Genomic DNA, 16,318 nt, shown 5'->3' with positions numbered 1-16,318 from the left:
CGATAAGAGCGGCTGGTTTATGCAAGGTGTTCCGCCACCGATAAGAGCGGCTGGTTTATGCAAGGTGTTCCGCCACCGATAAGAGCGGCTGGTAAGCAGAGCGGTTCGGCTTCGGTCGGGCCGCTCGCTTGGTACAGGGGGAAGGGGCTGGCATGAGGGAATTGAACTTCTATACGGTTGATCCGGGCTACATCGAGGCGCTGCAGGCCGTCGATCCGAAAGTGCCGAACATCAAATACGAGACGCACGACAAGTTCGCCTGCGGTGTGCTCTTCGAAATTGCGGGCCATGAGTACTTCGCGCCCATATCTTCGTTCAGGCGCCAGCAGAAGACGAACTTCATCATCAAGAACTCCAAAGGCAAGCCAGTGGGGTGCGTGCGGTTTAGCTTCATGTTTCCCATTCCGAAGGATCTTCAGGTGATCAAGGACTTCTCGGCAGAGGATCCGAAGCGCAAGCGGTTGCTGATCGAGGAGTTGGCATACTGCAACAAGCATGCGCGACGGATTAAATCCAAGGCGCTCCACGTGTACTGCACCGCCACGTCTGGAGAGGATGCGCAGATGGTCTCGGTTTGCTGCGATTTCAGGGCTTTGGAGCGCTATGTGCGCGAGCATTATGGAGAAGATCGCAGCTAGCTGATGGTGCAGCTGGCGAACCCCGACTTCAAGTTCATGAGCGGCGAGGCCCTCACCCTGGAAGGCGGCATGGGCCCGCGCCCGTAATTGTTCTTGCTTTCAGCAAACATATGTTCTATGATAAGCCCCACCGGTTTTGGAAAGTGGGGCTTATCTTTTGGCTGGCACGTCGCGCATCATACTGGGAATCGATCCGGGCCTGGTCCACACGGGCTGGGGCTTGAGGGGTTGCTCGGCGCCTTGGTACAATAAAGCGTGGCCGTCGGTAGGACGAGGGAGGTGTTCTTATGTCGAAGCGAGAGGTTGAGTTCGTAACGTACTGCATTGGCAATTTGTCCGAGCGGCTCGGGCGCAGCCAGACCGAGATTTACAACCTGCTGGCGCGAAGTGGCATTCTTCAGGATTACATCGTTGCCTCTTATGACGTGCTTCACACCTTCGGCAAAGACTACCTCATGGAAGACCTCATCGGTTATATGCGCGAGAAGAAGCTGGTCGCATGAGGGTCTATCATGCTTCCGAACTCAGCGGGCAATTGATCGGGCGCTGAGATTTTGCGGGGCGGAGGAACTCTCGTGAGCGACGCAGGCAAGCAGGCCGTTTTGCAGATGAAGTATGCTCGCATTATTGATGCCATGGCCCGGCTCGGACAGATGACGCCTGAAGAGGCAATGGACGTCTTCTATAACGCGCCGCTGATGCCGTTGATACAGGAGGGCGTTGCCGATCTTCATTGTCGAAGTGATGAGTACCTGGCGAAGGAGATGCTTCGGGATGCGGGGTTTCCTGCTTGTGATTCGCCGGAACCTTCCTCGCAATCCGTTGAGAGATAGCCGACTTGCAATCAGCAAACATATGTTCTATGATAGGCCCCACCGATTTTGGAAAGTGGGGCTTATCTTTTGGCTGGCACGTCGCGCATCATACTGGGAATCGACCCGGGCCTGGCCCACACGGGCTGGGGCGTGGTGGAGCAGCGTGGGCCGCGGCTGGCCTGCGTGGCCTACGGGTGCGTGGCCACGCCGGCCGATATGCCCCTGGCCGAGCGGCTGCTGAAGATACACCATCAGGTGGGAGCCGTGATCGAGCGGTTCCGGCCCAGCTGCGTGGGCATTGAGACGGTGTGGTTCGGCAACAACGTGACGGCCGCCTTCGCCACGGGCCAGGCCCGCGGTGCGGCGCTCGTGGCCTGCGCCGAGATGGGGCTTGCCGTGGGCGAGTACTCGCCGAGCCAGATAAAGCTCGCCGTGGTGGGCGAGGGCACGGCCGACAAGGAGCAGGTGCAGTACATGGTGCGCCACCTGCTGAAGCTTGCGCGCGATCCGGAGCCCGACCATGCGGCCGACGCCCTGGCCGCGGCCATTTGCTATACGACCCACGAGACGGGGAGGTTCGCATGATAGCGTTTCTGAGCGGGGAAGTGGCGGCGGTGCTGCCGCCGAACACGGCCTATATCGATGTGGCCGGGGTGGGCTACGCCGTCTCCATGCCCCAGGGCGACTTGGGCAAGCTGGAAGTGGGCAAGCCCGCGCGCGTGCTCACCTACCTGTCGGTGAGCGACAACGGTCTCGGGCTCTATGGGTTCCTCTCCGATGAGGAAAAGGGCCTGTTCGAGAAGCTCATCGGTGTGTCGAAGGTGGGACCGAAGATGGCCCTGGCGGCCCTTTCCACCTACACCCCCCGCGAACTGGCCGACGCCATAGCCGCCCAGGACATCGCACGGGTGTCCCATATTCCCGGGGTGGGCAAGAAGACGGCCGAGCGCATCATCTTGGAGCTGAAGGGAACCTTGGAGCGCGGGCTGGAGACGCTGTTCGACAGCGGCGCGGAGGCCGGCGGCCCGTCGACGGACAGCGTGGCGCTTGCCGGTGCCACCGAGGCGCTGCTTTCCATGGGCTTCACCTCCGCCGAGGCCGAGGTGGCCTTGAAGGGTGCTCCCGAGGGCGCCGGCGAGGGCGCGCTGCTACAATATGCGCTGAAACGTTTGGGAAATCGATAGCGATAGGCAGCCATGGCATTTGATCTGGACATAGAAGGCATCGGGTACGTGGCCGAGAGCGGCGCGTCCGCGGGGCGCGCGACAGCCGAGGGTCGCGAGCGGGCGGTGGCGCCCACCTTCACCGAAGACGACCTTGAGCTCGATTTCTCGCTGCGCCCGAAGCGTCTGGACGACTATTTGGGCCAGACCAAGGTGAAGGAGTCGCTCGGCATTATGATCGACGCGGCCCGCGCCCGGGGCGATGTGGCCGACCACATCCTGTTCTCGGGCCCTCCAGGCTTGGGCAAGACCACCCTTGCCACGGTGGTGGCCAACGAGCTGGGCGCTTCTATTCGCACCACCTCGGGGCCGGCTATCGCCCGCACGGGGGATTTGGCGGCCATCCTTACGAACCTCGAAGAGGGCGATGTGCTGTTCATCGACGAGATCCACCGCCTGAACCGCATGGTGGAGGAGGTGCTCTACCCGGCGCTGGAAGATTTCGAGCTGGACATCGTGGTGGGGAAGGGCCCGGCGGCCCGCTCCATCCGGCTCGACCTGCCGCGCTTCACGCTCATCGGCGCCACCACGCGCACGGGCCTGCTCACCGGCCCTTTGCGCGACCGCTTCGGCGTGGCGTTCCGCCTGCAGTACTACACGCCGGAAGAGCTGGCGCTTATCGTGTGCCGGTCGGCTACTATCCTGAACGTGTCCATCGACGAGGAAGGCGCGCTGGAAATCGCGCGGCGCTCCCGCGGCACGCCTCGTCTGGCGAACCGCCTGCTGAAGCGCGTGCGCGACTGGGCCCAGGTGCGCGGCGACGGCGCCATCACCGAGGACGTGGCGGCCGAGGCCCTCACCTTCTTTGAGGTGGACCATTTGGGACTGGACGCGGTGGACAACCGCCTTTTGGAAGTGCTCTGCGTGCAGTTCTCGGGGCGGCCGGTGGGGCTGACCACCCTGGCATCGGCCTTGGCGGAAGACCCCGACACGGTGGAAGACGTGTACGAGCCCTACCTCATGCAGCAGGGCCTGATGATGCGCACGCCCAAGGGCCGCCAGGCCACTCCCGGTGCTTGGGAGCACTTGGGGCTCGCGGCGCCGGAAATGTAGCGACATGCACCGCAAAGCGGGTAGCTCGGAAGACGGGGCTGCTCGACGATCCAGGGCCCGCGGCGGCCGAAACCGCTGCGGGCCCTGCGAGCTGCCTTCGAGTCGGCGTCCTAGCGCAGGGCTAGGCTCAGCCCTCGTAGACGATGACGCCGTCGGAGACGGTGTATTTCACCGTGGAATCGGAGATGAGCTTCGGTTCCACGGTGAGGATGTTTTGGTCGAGTACGACGAAGTCCGCCTTCTTGCCCACCTCGATAGTGCCCACGATGTCTTCCATATAGTTCTCGTAGGCGACGTTCTTCGTGTACATTTCGAGCATCTGGTAGGCCGTCAGGCCCTGTTCGGGCCACCGGTACAGGTCGGTGTCTTCCTCGCCGGGGAAGGGGCTGTTGCGCGTGATACCCACTTCGAGCTCGAGGAGCGGGTCATAGGCGGTCACGGCGCCATCGCTGCCTCCGCTCAAGATGCAGCCGGCTTCCAGCATGTCCTTCACCGGGTACATGGCGAAGGCGCGTTCCTCGCCGATGAAGGCGGCTTCCAGTTGGCAGAGCGGATCGTTGTACATCCAGAGGAATTGCATATCGCAGACGATGCCCATATCGGCCACGCGCTGGATATCCTCCGGGGCGATGGCGCATACGTGCACCATGGTGTGGCGAGAGTCGCGTTCGCCATTCGCCTGCACGGCGGCCTCGTAGGCGTTAAGCGCTGTGCGCACGGCGCCGTCGCCGATGGCATGGATGTGCACCTGGTAGCCATTCTTGTCGAGAGCGCCCACTACCTCGTTAAGCTCACTCTCGGACCAGTCGCTTACGGCATGCCAGTTGTCGCCGCGGCCGGCAGCGGGTGCGTAGGGCTCCAGCATGACCGCTGTTGCCCCTTCGGTCACTCCGTCGTAGACGATCTTTACCGTACCGGTCGTGAACATGTCCGACTCGTACTGTTTCACGGCATCGAGCTTCTCCTTGATGCCCCCATAGCCCTCGCCGACGCGTCCCCACACGAGGAAGCGCTGGCGCAGGTGAAGATCTCCTGCCTGGTCGAGGCCGTTGAGGGCCTCGGCGTGGACGAGCTCTACCCCCGACAGGTTGATGTTCGTGAGGCCGGTGATGCCGTAGGAGTGACAACGCTCCTGGAAGGCGCGGTACGCCTCGGTCATGTTCTCAACCGAATAGGGGACGGGAATCTTCGCGGCGAGGGCGTTTTTCGCAGCGTCGGTGAGCAGGCCGCTCGGCTCGCCTGCGGCATTGCGCGTGATGACGCCACCGTCGGGGTCGGGTGTGTCCTTCGTGATCCCCGCCAATTCCAAGGCCTTGCTGTTCACCCAGTAGGCGTGATGCGACACGTCGCGGATCATGATGGGCTTGTCGGCGCAGATGGCATCGAGATCCTCTTTCTGGGGCCCGGGATTTGAGCCGTCGGGTTGGAGGTAGGCGTTCTGCATGAAGGGGCCGCCGTAGTACACGTCGTCATCTGGGTGCTCCTCCACGAAGGCGCGAATGATGCGCAGGTACTCCTCGTTGTCCATGGTGCCCTCGGGAATGGATATCTGGAACATCTCCTCGTAGAAGGGTTGGGGCCCATGGAGATGGCCGTCCATGAAGCCCGGGCATAGGAACTGTCCGTTCAGGTCGACCACCTTTGTCTCGGGGCCGATAAAGGCTTCTGCCCCAGAGGCGTCGCCCACGTAGACGATGGTGTTGCCGTCGACGGCTACCGCCTCGGCCACGTCTTCCTCGTCGACGAGTGTCTGGATGTGGCCGTTCGTGAACACCAAGCTGGCGGCCGCGCCGCCGCCCGTGGCGGCTGCCGGCATCTCTCCGCTCTCGGAGGCCGAGCTGCATCCGAGAGCGCCTCCCAGAAGAACGCCGGTGGCAAGCGCGGAGGCGCCGATGACGAAGCGGCGGCGCGAGAGGGGCTGCAGGGTGAGGTGCTCGGTTGAGATTGAAGTGCTCATGATACCCTCCTAAAGGTCGGGGACTCGCGATGCGGTTACCGGATGGGCGAGTCCATGGCCGCACCTTACCCTCTCCTTGGGGCCCGCGGCAATGAAGGGCGAGGTAGAGGTGGGTTTACGGAAGGGTATATTTATCTCTATCTTCACTGTTTATCCAGTTCACAGCCAGTTTCGAGAGTCTCATTCGAGACGATGCCATCGGTCTTGCAGAAGGGCCTCATGCTATAATTTCAGGCAAAAGGAGGGGTTATGGTTTATGCGCTGTTCTTCTACGACATGGCAACGACCATGGTCAATTTCGCTCTCTGCGCATTGTTCGCCTATTGGGCGCTTCGCTTTCGCGAGCCTGTCCAGAAATGGCTCGCAGCGCTCTTCCTCCTGTGCACACTCGACATCATGTTGCTGTACCTGCTCGATTTCGTTCCCGACTTCAAGTTCGTGTTCGGCAGCTTGAGCGATGCGGTACCCTACTTCTACATGTACCTTCATCTTGGCATACTTCTCTGTTATCGTCTTGTCGCCGGCTGCGTCTTCTCATGTCCTCCAGGGCGGTGGGAGGCGGTACTCTGGATCGCGGTCGCGGCGTTCGCCGCAGTGGCGATGACGGTGTTCTCTGGGTCGGTGCGCGCTCTCAGCGAGAGCGCGTGCATGGGGCTGCTGCAACTCTATATCGTTTTCATCGCTGTTCGCGGTCTGCGATCGGACGCGCGCACCGTACTCGGCCGACGCTCCCTGACAGTTCTCGTCGCCCTTTTCGCTGCATGCTCAACGGGCTACCTTGTGGCGGCCGGCGTTTCGTTCTGGGAGGGCAGCACGGACCCGCGCAACTGGTTCGTGGATGCGAGCGGCCTCGTCACTATCGTGTACTCCCTCTTGTACGCCGTGTCCTTCCTACGCCACCGCGAAGGCGAAGGCGGGGATCGGATGCTCGCCCTCATTGCGAGCGCCTACGGTCTGACGCGTCGCGAGGAGGAGGTTCTGGGGATGCTCATTGCGGGCAAGAGCAACCAGGAGATCGCTTCCGATCTGTTCATCTCGGTAGGGACGGTGAAGACCCACGCCCATAATATCTATGCGAAGTTGGGATTGAGCGGCCGCTCGGATCTGGCGGCGTTCGTGAGGGCGGAGCGCGTTCAAGCAGGCGCCGCCCTCACTTTGGACGGCATTGGGCTAGGGCGCCGCTAGTTGGCGCGGCGTCGAGGCGGCCGCCTTGCCCCGTGGCATTGGGGTATAATCCCTCCTGTCGCCGAGAACGGAAGAGGTTTCCCATGTTCGAGCAAGATTACCTGATGCGCATTATCGCCCAGCTTCTGGGCGGCATCCGCCGTTCCATGGAGCGTGCCGCCGGCGAGGAAGACCCCGATGGCGCGGCTCGTATGTTGGATATGGCCATAGGCGACGCCACCGATTTGGACGGTGAGGCGCTGCTCTCGCTCGCGCCCGAGTCCATGGCCGCCATCCTGCAGGTGTCGGGGGTGGATCCGCACCTGACCGAGCACATTGCCCGCAGCCTTCTTTTGTCGGCGCGCTATTACGGCGAGGCCGGCAACGGCGAGATGGCCGATCTGCGCGCGAGTCAGGCCCGCGCCCTTGCCGAGGCCTACGGCCACGAGCTTTCCGACGACGCGGTCAGCGACGAGGAACTTGAGGCTTTTCTTGAGGAAGCCGCCGAATAAGCGAATTCCCCGCGAAAAACCGCGCAACTTAGCGTATAGTGATGGGGCGCTCCTAAATGGGGAGCTGGGCCCCAGGGCCCGTGTTACTATCCCCTCTCGTAAGACGGGAGGGAGGAAAGAGGAAAGCATCATGGCGGAAGGCACTGTCAAGTGGTTCAACCCCGAGAAGGGCTACGGCTTCATTTCTCAGAACGACGGCGAGGATCTGTTCGTTCACTTCTCTGAGATCAAGATGTCGGGCTTCAAGACCCTCAACGAGGGCGACGCTGTTACCTTCGAGGTGACCGAGGGCCAGAACGGCAAGCTGCAGGCGAGCAACGTGGAACGTCTCTAAGCTTGAGAAACTCCATTAACGCCGAAGGGCTCGGGAATTTCCCGAGCCCTTCTTTTTTGAGCAGATCGAGGTTGCTTACATGGTGTCTGGCAGTGGCAAACGACGGCTGGGACGAAGCCTAGACGGTGCCGTCGGTGTTCCAGGCGAGGAAGGCCCAGGTGACGGTGCGGGGCTCGGCAAGGCGCCAGGCTCCCTGGGCCACGCCCTTGCAATCGGGCTGGCCGGCGTGCTCGTTCGCCACCAGGTTGGTAGCAAGCCATTCGCGCAAGTTGGCGCGGGCGCGCTCCCGGTCGGTGGGGGAGGCCTGGACGGCCGAGGAGTCGTCGATCATGGCGGCCAGCTTCTCGAAGGCGTCCTCAGGAGTGGCGAACGTGTCCTCACGGGTGCTCGCGATGTAGCGCACCTCGGCCTTGATGCCCTCGGCGGCCAAGATGTTGAAGGCGTAGAGGTAGTCGCGCCCGAGCAGGCAGGGCAGCCCCACCGCGGCCAGGATGCGCTCGTCCACGCGCGGGGAGGAGCCGGTGGCCAGCGTGATGCACACGCGCCGGCGCGCCACCTCGGAAAGGCGCAGCAGGGAGTCGCGCAGATCGGCAGTGGCGATGGAGCGCGAGGCGATGGCCACGTCAGTCATGCCCGCGCGCACGCCGAAGGCGGGCCAGTCGTCTTCCCAGCTCATGAGCTTGGGGAAGACCGTGCGTACGCCCGCGGCATCCAGCCGGGCCTGCAGCTGGTCGAGCATGCCCTGGGAGAAGTCGGCGGCCACCACCTTGTGCCCGTCCTTACCGAGGGGCACGGCCAAAGCGCCGGTGCCGCAGCCCATGTCGAAGACGGTCTCGTCGGGTCGGATGGCGGCATAGGCTAGAAACTGCTCCACGTAGCGGTTCGGGGCGTCTTTGGTGGTGAAGGTGGCCGAGCGCTTGTCCCAGAACGAGGCGTCGTCGGCATGGCGCCGCAGCTTTTGGAGCTGTTTCCACTCCTCGTTCCAGTCCGTTGAGCCGAGCAGGGGTGTAAATTCGTCGTGCATGGGGCCTCCCAGCCATATCGTCGGTCGTCCAGCCATTATACTTCCTGGGAACGGAAACGAGACTCGAGGAGATGCCATGCAGGTAGAGCTTCTGTACCACACGCCCGACCCCGAGCGCGCTATCGCCACGGCCGCGCGCCTGTGCTACGCCCCGGTGGGTGCGAGCGAGCTGATGGAGACCATGCCGCCCGAGCGCGTGAAGAGCGTGCTGTCCACCATCATGGGCTCGGGGCATTTCTCCACCTTGGAGCACGCGAGTTACACCTTCGCCGTGGACGGCGTGTCCCGTGCGCTCACCCACCAGCTGGTGCGCCACCGCATCGCCAGCTTCAACCAGCAGTCCCAGCGCTACGTGAAGTTCAAGGGCGAGATTCCCGTGGTGAAGCCGGCCACCGTGGCCGATAACGCCGAGACGAGCGCGCTGTTCGACGAGGCCATCGAGTGCGTGACCCAGGCTTACCGCGCGCTCGTGGAGGCGGGCGTGCCCGCCGAGGACGCGCGCTACCTTCTGCCCAACGCCGCCGAGACGAAGATCGTCATCACCATGAACGTGCGCGAGCTTCTGCACTTCTTCGAGCTGCGCTGCTGCAACCGCGCCCAGTGGGAGATTCGCGAGATGGCGTGGAAGATGCTGGAGCTGGCGCGCCCCACGGCCCCCTACATCTTCGCCGACGCCGGCGCGCCCTGCGTGCACGGCACCTGCCCCGAAGGCAAGATGACCTGCGGCACCCCGTTTGCGCGCGTGGACCGCGCGACGTTGGACCTGTAGGCGGGGAACCGAGTCATGGCGAGGCAGAAGAGCGACCTTTCCCGCGCGTTTTCCGAGGACGGGGCCGTGAAGACCCACGTGGGCGGCCAGGCCCTCATCGAGGGCGTGATGATGCGCGGCAAGTACAACTGGGCCGTGGCCGTGCGCGAGCCGAGCGGCGCCATCTACGTGGAAGAGCACGATTTGAAGAGCGGCCAGGACAAGAACGGCTGGATGTACTGGCCGCTCGTGCGCGGCTGCCGGGCGCTCGTGGAGTCGCTCATGCTGGGCTTCAAGGCGCTGGAAATCGCCGCGCTGCACGCTTTCGGCGACGAGGAGGGCGAGCAGAGGGCCGCTGCGGAGGCTTCGGCCGAGGCCGTGGACTACGAAACGACGCTGACCGAAGATGCCGAGACACGCGAGGAAGAAGAGGAGTTCGGCCATCGCGAGATGATGATCTCCATGATCGTGGGGCTCGTGCTGGGCGTGGTGCTGTTCATCGTGGCGCCGGCGGCCGTGACCAACCTCATCGTGGGAGAGTACGACGACCATACGCTTGCCTGGAACATCGTGGACGGCCTTCTGCGCGTGGCGGTGTTCGTGTTCTATATCTGGCTCATCGGGCGCATGGAGGACATCAAGCGCATGTTCATGTACCACGGCGCCGAGCACAAGGCCATCCACTGCTTCGAGCACGGGCTTCCCATGACCCCCGAGAACGCCCGGCAGTTCCCGCGCCTGCACGTGCGCTGCGGCACCGCCTTCCTCATCATGGTGATGGTCATCGCCATTTTGGTGTACACCATCTTCCCCTTAAACGCCATCATCGCCGGCTTCGGGGTGCCCGACGGGCTGCCGAAGCTTTTGCTCGTCATCGTGGCGCGCATCGTGCTCATGCCGGTGATCGCCGGCATCTCCTACGAGATCACGGTGAAATGGGCCGGGAGCCACCCGGACAATCCGCTCGTGAAGGTGATCCTGTGGCCTGGCATGCAGATGCAGTACCTGACCACCCACGAGCCCGACGACGCCCAGATGGAGTGCGCCATCGCCGCCATGCAGGCCGTTCTCGCCCGCGAGGACGCCGAGGCGGCCCGGGCAGCTGGTGCAGCGGAGGCGATTGCCGCGTCGTGACGGAATCTCCCGCGGCCTTGAACGGGTCGCGGGCGAAGGCGTCGTGACGGCCTGTCAATGAGCCGTGGAAAAGCCGTTGCGGCGGCGAAACCACGACCTGCAAGCTGAACGTTACAATCCCACTAATCTATTCGGTGCAACGTGCCAGATAGGAGCGTGGGATGTGATGGAGCCTCTTATCTCCGCGAAGGATCTCAAGAAGAATTTCGGCCATGTGGAGGCCTTGAAGGACGTGTCCCTCGATGTGGCCGAGGGCGAGAAGGTCGTCATCATCGGGCCGTCGGGCTCGGGGAAAAGCGTGCTCATCCGCTGCATGAACGCGCTTGAGCGCCCTGATTCCGGCGAGCTTACCGTGGACGGCATGGATCTTATGGCCCGCAAGGTGGACAGTCGCGCCCTGGCGAGCCGGGTGGCCATGGTGTTTCAGGGCTATAACTTGTACCCGCACAAGACGGTGCTGGAAAACGTCACCTTCGCGCCCGAGAAGGTGCTGAAAGTGCCGAAGGCCGAGGCGAAGACGCGGGCGCTGGAGTACTTGGAGCGCGTGGGGCTCACGAGCAAGCTGGATAAGTACCCCGACCAGCTCTCCGGCGGCCAGCAGCAGCGCGTGGCCATCGCCCGGGCGCTGAACATGCACCCGAAGATCATGCTCTTGGACGAGCCGACAAGCGCCCTTGACCCCGAGATGGTGAACGAGGTGCTCGACGTTATCAAGTCGCTTGCCGAGACGAACATGACCATCGTGATGGTAACTCACGAGATGGGCCTTGCCCGCGATGCCGCCGACAAGGTGGTGTTCATGGAAAACGGCCTGGTAGTGGATGCCGGCACGCCGGACTACCTGTTCGGGCCCGACTCCAACGAACGCGTGCAGGCCTTCCTCTCGAAGATACTGTAGAGGGCGGCTGCTATGGGAAAGCGACTTCTCACGCGGCGCGCCTTTGTGCGCACGGCGGCTGCGGCGGCCGGTGCGGTGGCCCTGGGCGCCGCGTTGCCTCTGGGCGGTTGCGCGCCGGCCGGCGACGTGCTGCGGGTGGGCACCAAGGTGGATGTGCCCGGCTTCGGCTTCCAGAACCCCGAGACGGGCAACGTGGAGGGCCTGGAAGTGGATGTGGCCCGGGAGCTTGCCGCCCGCATCAAGGGCGACGCGAACGCGCTCGAGCTCACCGGCGTGAACGCCACCACGCGCGGCGCCATGCTCGATAACGGCGCGCTCGATGCGGCGCTGGCCACCTTCACCATCACCGACGATCGACGCCGCAGCTATGACTTCTCGCGGCCCTACTACATCGATACCATCGGCATTCTCGTGAAAAAGGACTCGGGTATTGAGGACTTGGCCGGCCTTAACGGCAAGACCGTGGGAGTGGCGCTGTCGGCCACCACGAAGGACAAGCTGCGCGAGGCGGCCGACGCGCTCGGCATCACGCTGAACTTCGCCGAGTACGCCACCTATCCCGAGATCAAGATCGCGCTCGTGGTGGGGCGGGTGGACGCCTTCTCGGTGGACCGCTCCATTCTGCTGGGCTACCAGGACGACACGACCCGCCTTCTGGACACGCACTTCGCGCCCCAAGAATACGGCGTGGCCACGGCCAAGGGCAGCGAGCTGACGCCCCAGGTGGATGCCGCCATCGCGGCTATGGAGGCCGACGGCACGCTGGCCTCGCTGAAGGAGCGCTGGGGGCTGTCGCTCGTGACCGAGGCCGACGTGGAAGCGGAGCAGGCGGCCGGCGGTACAGGCCTCGGCGCGGGAGACGCGGCCGACGACACGCCTGCGGGCGCAGGTGACAGCGCGCCTGCGGGCGAGACTGGCGACGTCGCTGCGAGCGGCGCCGCCCCGGGGAGCGGGGGAGGTGCGTGATGGGGGAGATCTTCGCGCCCTACAAGTGGGAGGCGCTCTTCGCGCGCTGGCCCGACATCCTCGCCGCCTTCGGCACCACCGTGGGCATCTCGGCCGGCGCCCTCGTGCTAGCTCTGGCTCTGGGGTTTGCCTTCAGCATGCTGTCGGTGTCGCGCTTCAAGCCCCTGCGCGCTGTGGCCCGCGTGTACGTGGAGGTGGTGCAGAACGTGCCGCTGCTTCTGCAGGTGTTCGTGCTGTATGCGGTGCTCCCGCTGCTGGGACTTTCGCTCGCGTCGTTCTGGATCGGCGTGCTGGCCATCGGGGTGTATCACGGCGCCTACATGTCGGAAGTGGTGCGCAGCGGCATCGGCTCCATCCACCGCGGCCAGTTCGAGGCGGCCAAGAGCCAGGGCTTCACCTACCTGCAGACCATGATGCTTATCATTTTGCCCCAGGCCATGCGCATCATCTTGCCGCCTTTGGCCGTGCAGGCGGCGAACTTGGTGAAGAACACGAGCGTGCTGGCCCTTATCGCCGGCGGCGAGCTCATGTACTTCTCGAACTCCTTCGCCGGCGACACGAGCTACTACGGACCGGCTTACGTGGCGGCCGCGGTGCTGTACTTCGCCATCTGCTTTCCCTTGTCGCGGGCGGCGGTGTACTTGGAGCACCGGATGCGCAGCCATCGCCACGTGGTGACCGGCGACGCCACCGAGGTGCTCGAGGCCGACGGCGCTGAGGTGACCCCGGGCACCCACGACTTGACCGGGCGCGCGGCCGCGGCGGCTCTGGCCGGCGGTGTGACTACCATGATGGAGGGCACGACCTCGCTCGTGCCGCCGGTGAGCGACAAGGGCCGCTACCTCACCTATGCCGAGCTGTACGGGGTCGATCGCGGACCGTGGCCCGACCCGGCCCATGGCAGCTATCCGCGCTCCCGCAAGCCCCGCAAGGGCCACGCGAAGCGCTTTGCCTCGCGGGATCGGCGGCGTCAGACCGGCGGCGCGCGTCGCGGGAGAGGAGGCCGGAAATGAGCGACATCATGGCATTGCTCACCTGGACGAATCTGCGCTTCCTCTTGGAGGGCCTAGGGCTCACGCTCGTCATCTCGGCGCTGTCCATCGCCTGCTCGGTGGTGCTCGGCGCGGTTATCTCCATCATGCGCGGCTCGCGGCTGCGCGTGCTGCGGGGCATCTCCATCGCCTACGTGGAGCTGTTCAAGAACACACCGCTTTTGCTGTGGATCATGTTCACGTTCTTCGTGGCCCAGCTGCCGCCCTTGCCGGCGGCCGTGGTGGCGTTCACCCTGTTCACGGCGGCCTCAGTGGCCGAGATCGTGCGCGGCGGCTTGGCCAGCGTGCCCGCGGGCCAGTACGAGGCGGCCCGCTCCCAGGGCTTCTCGGCGCCGCAGATGTACGTGCTCATCATCTTGCCCCAGGCGCTGCGCAACATGGTGCCGGCGCTGCTGTCGCAGTTCGTGACCACCATCAAGGACACGTCGTATCTGTGGGGCGCCATGGCGCTGCAGGAGCTGATGGGCCGCGGCATGATCCTCATGAACAGCTTCAACTCCACGGTGCAGATCTTCGCCATCTTCGGGCTTCTGGCGCTCATCTACTTCGCGGTGTGCTTCACCCTCTCTCAGTTCGTGCGCGCCTACCAGAAGCGCCTCAAGGGCGCGCGGTAGTGGTCCCTGCTGCTCGTGTCGTTCGAGAGGTGCGAAGGCATCGCGAAAAAATTGCCCTGTCGCGCTTGACCTCAACGTCGGGTTGGGGTTTATGCTTTGCACTGAAGGTGGAAAGCGAGAGCGAGGGGCTGGGACTATGCCGGGCAGACCGAGAACGCAGACGAGCAACGATCTGATTCGCGAGAATTTCGAGTGGCCCATGACGGCGGGGCAGGTGGCGAAGCTGACAGGGGTGACAACGCGGGCCCTCCAGCATTATGACGACAAGGGCCTCTTGTGCCCCGTGCGCTCGGGCGAGGGCGTGTCGAACAACCGCAAGCTCTATTACCCCGAGGATGTCGACCGGCTCAAGCAGATCGTGGTGCTCGGATCCTACGGCTTCGAGCTCAAGGACATGCCGCCGATTCTCGACGGGGAGAGGAGCCTGCCCGACGCGCTGGCCGAGCGTATCGAAGAGCTGCGTGTCCAGGAGCGTTACCTGCAAAACCTCATCCTGTTCGCGCGCTATGCCGCCATCGTCGGCGATGACCTCTTCGAGACGCTCGCTTTCGGCACGTCCGATGTAGATGCGTTTGCAGAGCATGTGCGGGCCTCCTCGGCCTACGTTGGCATGGGGCTGCGGCGAGACTCGCTGGACGAGGAGGGCTTTGCGCGCTCGTGGGACGAGCTGGGGGCCATCGTCGTGGATTTCCTGGGCGGAGGCGACGAGGAGCCCTTCGCTCACATCGCGTCGGCGGTGCGCCGGCTGCGGGCGTGGTTCTGCGAGTACTACTTCGGGGTGGGCGACCTCGACCTGCTGGGCGTTTGGGCCCTCTTCGAGGACGAGGGCGAGGAGGCGGAGTTCGCGAACGCCATCGGGGGAGAATCGACCGCCGGCTTTCTGCAGGCCTCGGTGTTTCTCGTGTGGGTGAGGGACATGCTGGGAGCCCTCGCCGCGATGACGGCGCCCGCGGATGCCGGCGTCAAGGGCGGTGCGCGCGAGTTGCTCGGCTCTGAGAACCGGGTGGTTTCGCTCGTCGACTTCGTCTGCCGCGCCTGTGGCTATCCGGCGCCCGAGGCCGCCGGGCTTAACGGCGAGGAATGGGACGGCATGGTGGAGTTTTTCGACACGGCGATGGGGTATCTGCAGGCCGCCGTTGCCGATGCGGACGTTGCGGCGCTGATCGGCTGGGAAGAGGGCGGGGATTTAGGCGCATCATTCTTCGGGGAGTCCCGGCGCGCCGCCCGCGCGGTGGAGCTGTTCTCCTAATCGCTAGAACGTCAGAAGGTCGCGCACGGGCGAGCCCAGTGCGTCGGCGATGCGACCCAAGTCGTCGATGCCCACGCCGACCCGGCCTGTTTCAATGCGCCAGATGTGGGACTTGCTGCTGCCGATCATGAGGGCAAGCTGGCTTTGGGACAAGCCCTGCTCGTCGCGCACCTCGCGAATGCGCTTCCCGAGGGCTTGTCTTTTCTGCTCGATGTTCATGGGGAAAGCATATGTGCTACCATTAACAGATCGACTTCAAATATGAAGCCGAAGAGATTGAGAAAGGAAAGAGAGGTATAGATGGCGCGCGCAACGAGCGTCTCTAAGAAGGCGAAACTTATCGGAATAGGGGCTGCGATTGGTCTGGTGATAGGTGCTTTCTCCGTATTCATGCTCTTCACGTACAATCCGCCCGACAGGCAGGAGGAGCCTAACGTTGACGTGGAAGTCCTCATGGAGGAGATAGTTCAGATCAACGAACTGGCCACCGCTTCTCAATCCTACACAGTGGTGGAAAAAGTCGAGAGCAACAGCAGGTTGTTCGACACCATCGATATTCCCTTCTCGGAGAATTTCTTCATTCTTACCTACACGGGCGAGGTGAAGGCCGGGGTGAATCTCGACGAGGTGCAGGTGTCGCTTGAAGGCACGACAGTCAAGGTGGTTTTGCCACAGGCCACAGTTCTCTCGGACGCCATCGATACGAGCAGCTTCAACGTGCTGCACGAGCAGAACAACTTCATCAATCCCATTGGCGTGGAGGACGTTACACAATACATTGACGAATCGCGTCAAGAGGCCGAAGCAGCCGCTATTAGCGGAGAGGTCTTGAGCGAGGCGCAGGCAAATGCCGAATCGTCGATTCGAACACTTCTGGGCGCTGCTCTTCCAGAGGGTTATGTCATCGAGATCGACTCGGTGGCGTAGGGGTAGGAGA

The 16,318-nt window shown here is 63.7% G+C and carries 20 protein-coding genes; 17 read left to right on the top strand and 3 right to left on the bottom strand.

From position 1 onward, the window contains the following. Positions 1 to 152 precede the first annotated feature (152 nt). The 6 genes from Q5064_RS04625 to ruvB all read left to right on the top strand — a co-directional run bounded on the left by Q5064_RS04625 (position 153) and on the right by ruvB (position 3,729). On the top strand, positions 153 to 638 hold the full coding sequence (locus Q5064_RS04625; RefSeq protein ID WP_302962666.1) for a type III toxin-antitoxin system ToxN/AbiQ family toxin: 486 nt from the start codon (positions 153 to 155) through the stop codon (positions 636 to 638). A gap of 287 nt (positions 639 to 925) precedes the next feature. Beyond that, entirely contained in the window at positions 926 to 1,141 is a 216-nt protein-coding gene (locus Q5064_RS04620; RefSeq protein WP_028027339.1) for a DUF3791 domain-containing protein, read from the top strand. A gap of 72 nt (positions 1,142 to 1,213) precedes the next feature. Further along, positions 1,214 to 1,471 carry a hypothetical protein gene (locus Q5064_RS04615; protein WP_302962664.1) on the top strand — a complete coding sequence of 86 codons (258 nt, stop codon included), beginning with the start codon at positions 1,214 to 1,216 and terminating at the stop codon, positions 1,469 to 1,471. A gap of 69 nt (positions 1,472 to 1,540) precedes the next feature. Beyond that, the gene (ruvC, locus tag Q5064_RS04610; RefSeq protein WP_302962662.1) at positions 1,541 to 2,038 is read left to right on the top strand and encodes a crossover junction endodeoxyribonuclease RuvC; all 498 of its coding nucleotides are present in this window, start codon (positions 1,541 to 1,543) and stop codon (positions 2,036 to 2,038) included. Further along, complete coding sequence (gene ruvA / locus Q5064_RS04605; protein ID WP_302962660.1) at positions 2,035 to 2,637, top strand: Holliday junction branch migration protein RuvA; 603 nt, start codon at positions 2,035 to 2,037, stop codon at positions 2,635 to 2,637. Before ruvC ends, ruvA begins: the two co-directional genes overlap by 4 nt. A 12-nt stretch (positions 2,638 to 2,649) precedes the next feature. After that, the gene (ruvB, locus tag Q5064_RS04600) at positions 2,650 to 3,729 is read left to right on the top strand and encodes a Holliday junction branch migration DNA helicase RuvB (RefSeq protein WP_302962658.1); all 1,080 of its coding nucleotides are present in this window, start codon (positions 2,650 to 2,652) and stop codon (positions 3,727 to 3,729) included. A 127-nt stretch (positions 3,730 to 3,856) separates the two neighbouring features. Here the strand turns inward: ruvB and Q5064_RS04595 are convergent, their stop codons facing one another. Beyond that, positions 3,857 to 5,686 carry an amidohydrolase gene (locus Q5064_RS04595; protein WP_302962657.1) on the bottom strand — a complete coding sequence of 610 codons (1,830 nt, stop codon included), beginning with the start codon at positions 5,684 to 5,686 and terminating at the stop codon, positions 3,857 to 3,859. Between the two features lie 249 nt (positions 5,687 to 5,935). On the opposite strand from Q5064_RS04595, the gene Q5064_RS04590 reads away from it, so the two are divergent. From Q5064_RS04590 to Q5064_RS04580, 3 genes are all read left to right on the top strand, one after another. Beyond that, a complete protein-coding gene (locus Q5064_RS04590) occupies positions 5,936 to 6,871 on the top strand; it encodes a helix-turn-helix transcriptional regulator (RefSeq protein WP_302962656.1) in 936 nt (311 codons plus the stop codon). Positions 6,872 to 6,954: 83 nt separating this feature from the next. After that, positions 6,955 to 7,362: a hypothetical protein gene (locus Q5064_RS04585; RefSeq protein ID WP_302962655.1), complete on the top strand. Its 408-nt coding sequence runs from the start codon at positions 6,955 to 6,957 to the stop codon at positions 7,360 to 7,362. A 130-nt stretch (positions 7,363 to 7,492) separates the two neighbouring features. After that, entirely contained in the window at positions 7,493 to 7,696 is a 204-nt protein-coding gene (locus Q5064_RS04580) for a cold-shock protein (RefSeq protein ID WP_016309120.1), read from the top strand. Positions 7,697 to 7,814: 118 nt separating this feature from the next. Here the strand turns inward: Q5064_RS04580 and Q5064_RS04575 are convergent, their stop codons facing one another. Beyond that, on the bottom strand, positions 7,815 to 8,720 hold the full coding sequence (locus Q5064_RS04575) for a class I SAM-dependent methyltransferase (protein WP_302962652.1): 906 nt from the start codon (positions 8,718 to 8,720) through the stop codon (positions 7,815 to 7,817). A gap of 76 nt (positions 8,721 to 8,796) precedes the next feature. Here Q5064_RS04575 and thyX point away from each other — a divergent pair, with 76 nt between their 5' ends. From thyX to Q5064_RS04540, 7 genes are all read left to right on the top strand, one after another. Continuing rightward, the gene (thyX, locus tag Q5064_RS04570) at positions 8,797 to 9,489 is read left to right on the top strand and encodes an FAD-dependent thymidylate synthase (protein ID WP_302962651.1); all 693 of its coding nucleotides are present in this window, start codon (positions 8,797 to 8,799) and stop codon (positions 9,487 to 9,489) included. 15 nt (positions 9,490 to 9,504) lie between these two features. Continuing rightward, complete coding sequence (locus Q5064_RS04565; RefSeq protein ID WP_302962649.1) at positions 9,505 to 10,602, top strand: DUF1385 domain-containing protein; 1,098 nt, start codon at positions 9,505 to 9,507, stop codon at positions 10,600 to 10,602. A gap of 166 nt (positions 10,603 to 10,768) precedes the next feature. Beyond that, positions 10,769 to 11,500, top strand: a complete 732-nt coding sequence (locus tag Q5064_RS04560) for an amino acid ABC transporter ATP-binding protein (RefSeq protein WP_302962669.1) — start codon at positions 10,769 to 10,771, stop codon at positions 11,498 to 11,500. Positions 11,501 to 11,512: 12 nt separating this feature from the next. Next, on the top strand, positions 11,513 to 12,466 hold the full coding sequence (locus tag Q5064_RS04555; protein ID WP_302962648.1) for a transporter substrate-binding domain-containing protein: 954 nt from the start codon (positions 11,513 to 11,515) through the stop codon (positions 12,464 to 12,466). Further along, positions 12,466 to 13,479, top strand: a complete 1,014-nt coding sequence (locus Q5064_RS04550) for an amino acid ABC transporter permease (RefSeq protein WP_302962647.1) — start codon at positions 12,466 to 12,468, stop codon at positions 13,477 to 13,479. Before Q5064_RS04555 ends, Q5064_RS04550 begins: the two co-directional genes overlap by 1 nt. Next, complete coding sequence (locus tag Q5064_RS04545; RefSeq protein ID WP_302962645.1) at positions 13,476 to 14,132, top strand: amino acid ABC transporter permease; 657 nt, start codon at positions 13,476 to 13,478, stop codon at positions 14,130 to 14,132. The genes Q5064_RS04550 and Q5064_RS04545 overlap by 4 nt, the downstream gene beginning before the upstream one ends. Before the next feature lie 136 nt (positions 14,133 to 14,268). After that, positions 14,269 to 15,381: a MerR family transcriptional regulator gene (locus tag Q5064_RS04540; protein ID WP_302962643.1), complete on the top strand. Its 1,113-nt coding sequence runs from the start codon at positions 14,269 to 14,271 to the stop codon at positions 15,379 to 15,381. 3 nt (positions 15,382 to 15,384) lie between these two features. Here Q5064_RS04540 and Q5064_RS04535 read toward each other — a convergent pair whose 3' ends face one another. Continuing rightward, on the bottom strand, positions 15,385 to 15,600 hold the full coding sequence (locus tag Q5064_RS04535) for a helix-turn-helix domain-containing protein (protein WP_302962641.1): 216 nt from the start codon (positions 15,598 to 15,600) through the stop codon (positions 15,385 to 15,387). 81 nt (positions 15,601 to 15,681) lie between these two features. On the opposite strand from Q5064_RS04535, the gene Q5064_RS04530 reads away from it, so the two are divergent. After that, entirely contained in the window at positions 15,682 to 16,308 is a 627-nt protein-coding gene (locus Q5064_RS04530; protein ID WP_302962639.1) for a DUF4230 domain-containing protein, read from the top strand. Positions 16,309 to 16,318: the final 10 nt, after the last annotated feature.

The sequence above is a fragment of the uncultured Adlercreutzia sp. genome, from assembly GCF_958431955.1.
Lineage (GTDB): Bacteria > Actinomycetota > Coriobacteriia > Coriobacteriales > Eggerthellaceae > Adlercreutzia.
The sequence above is the reverse complement of the archived record's forward strand: the minus strand, read 5'-3'. Positions and strand labels throughout refer to the sequence as shown.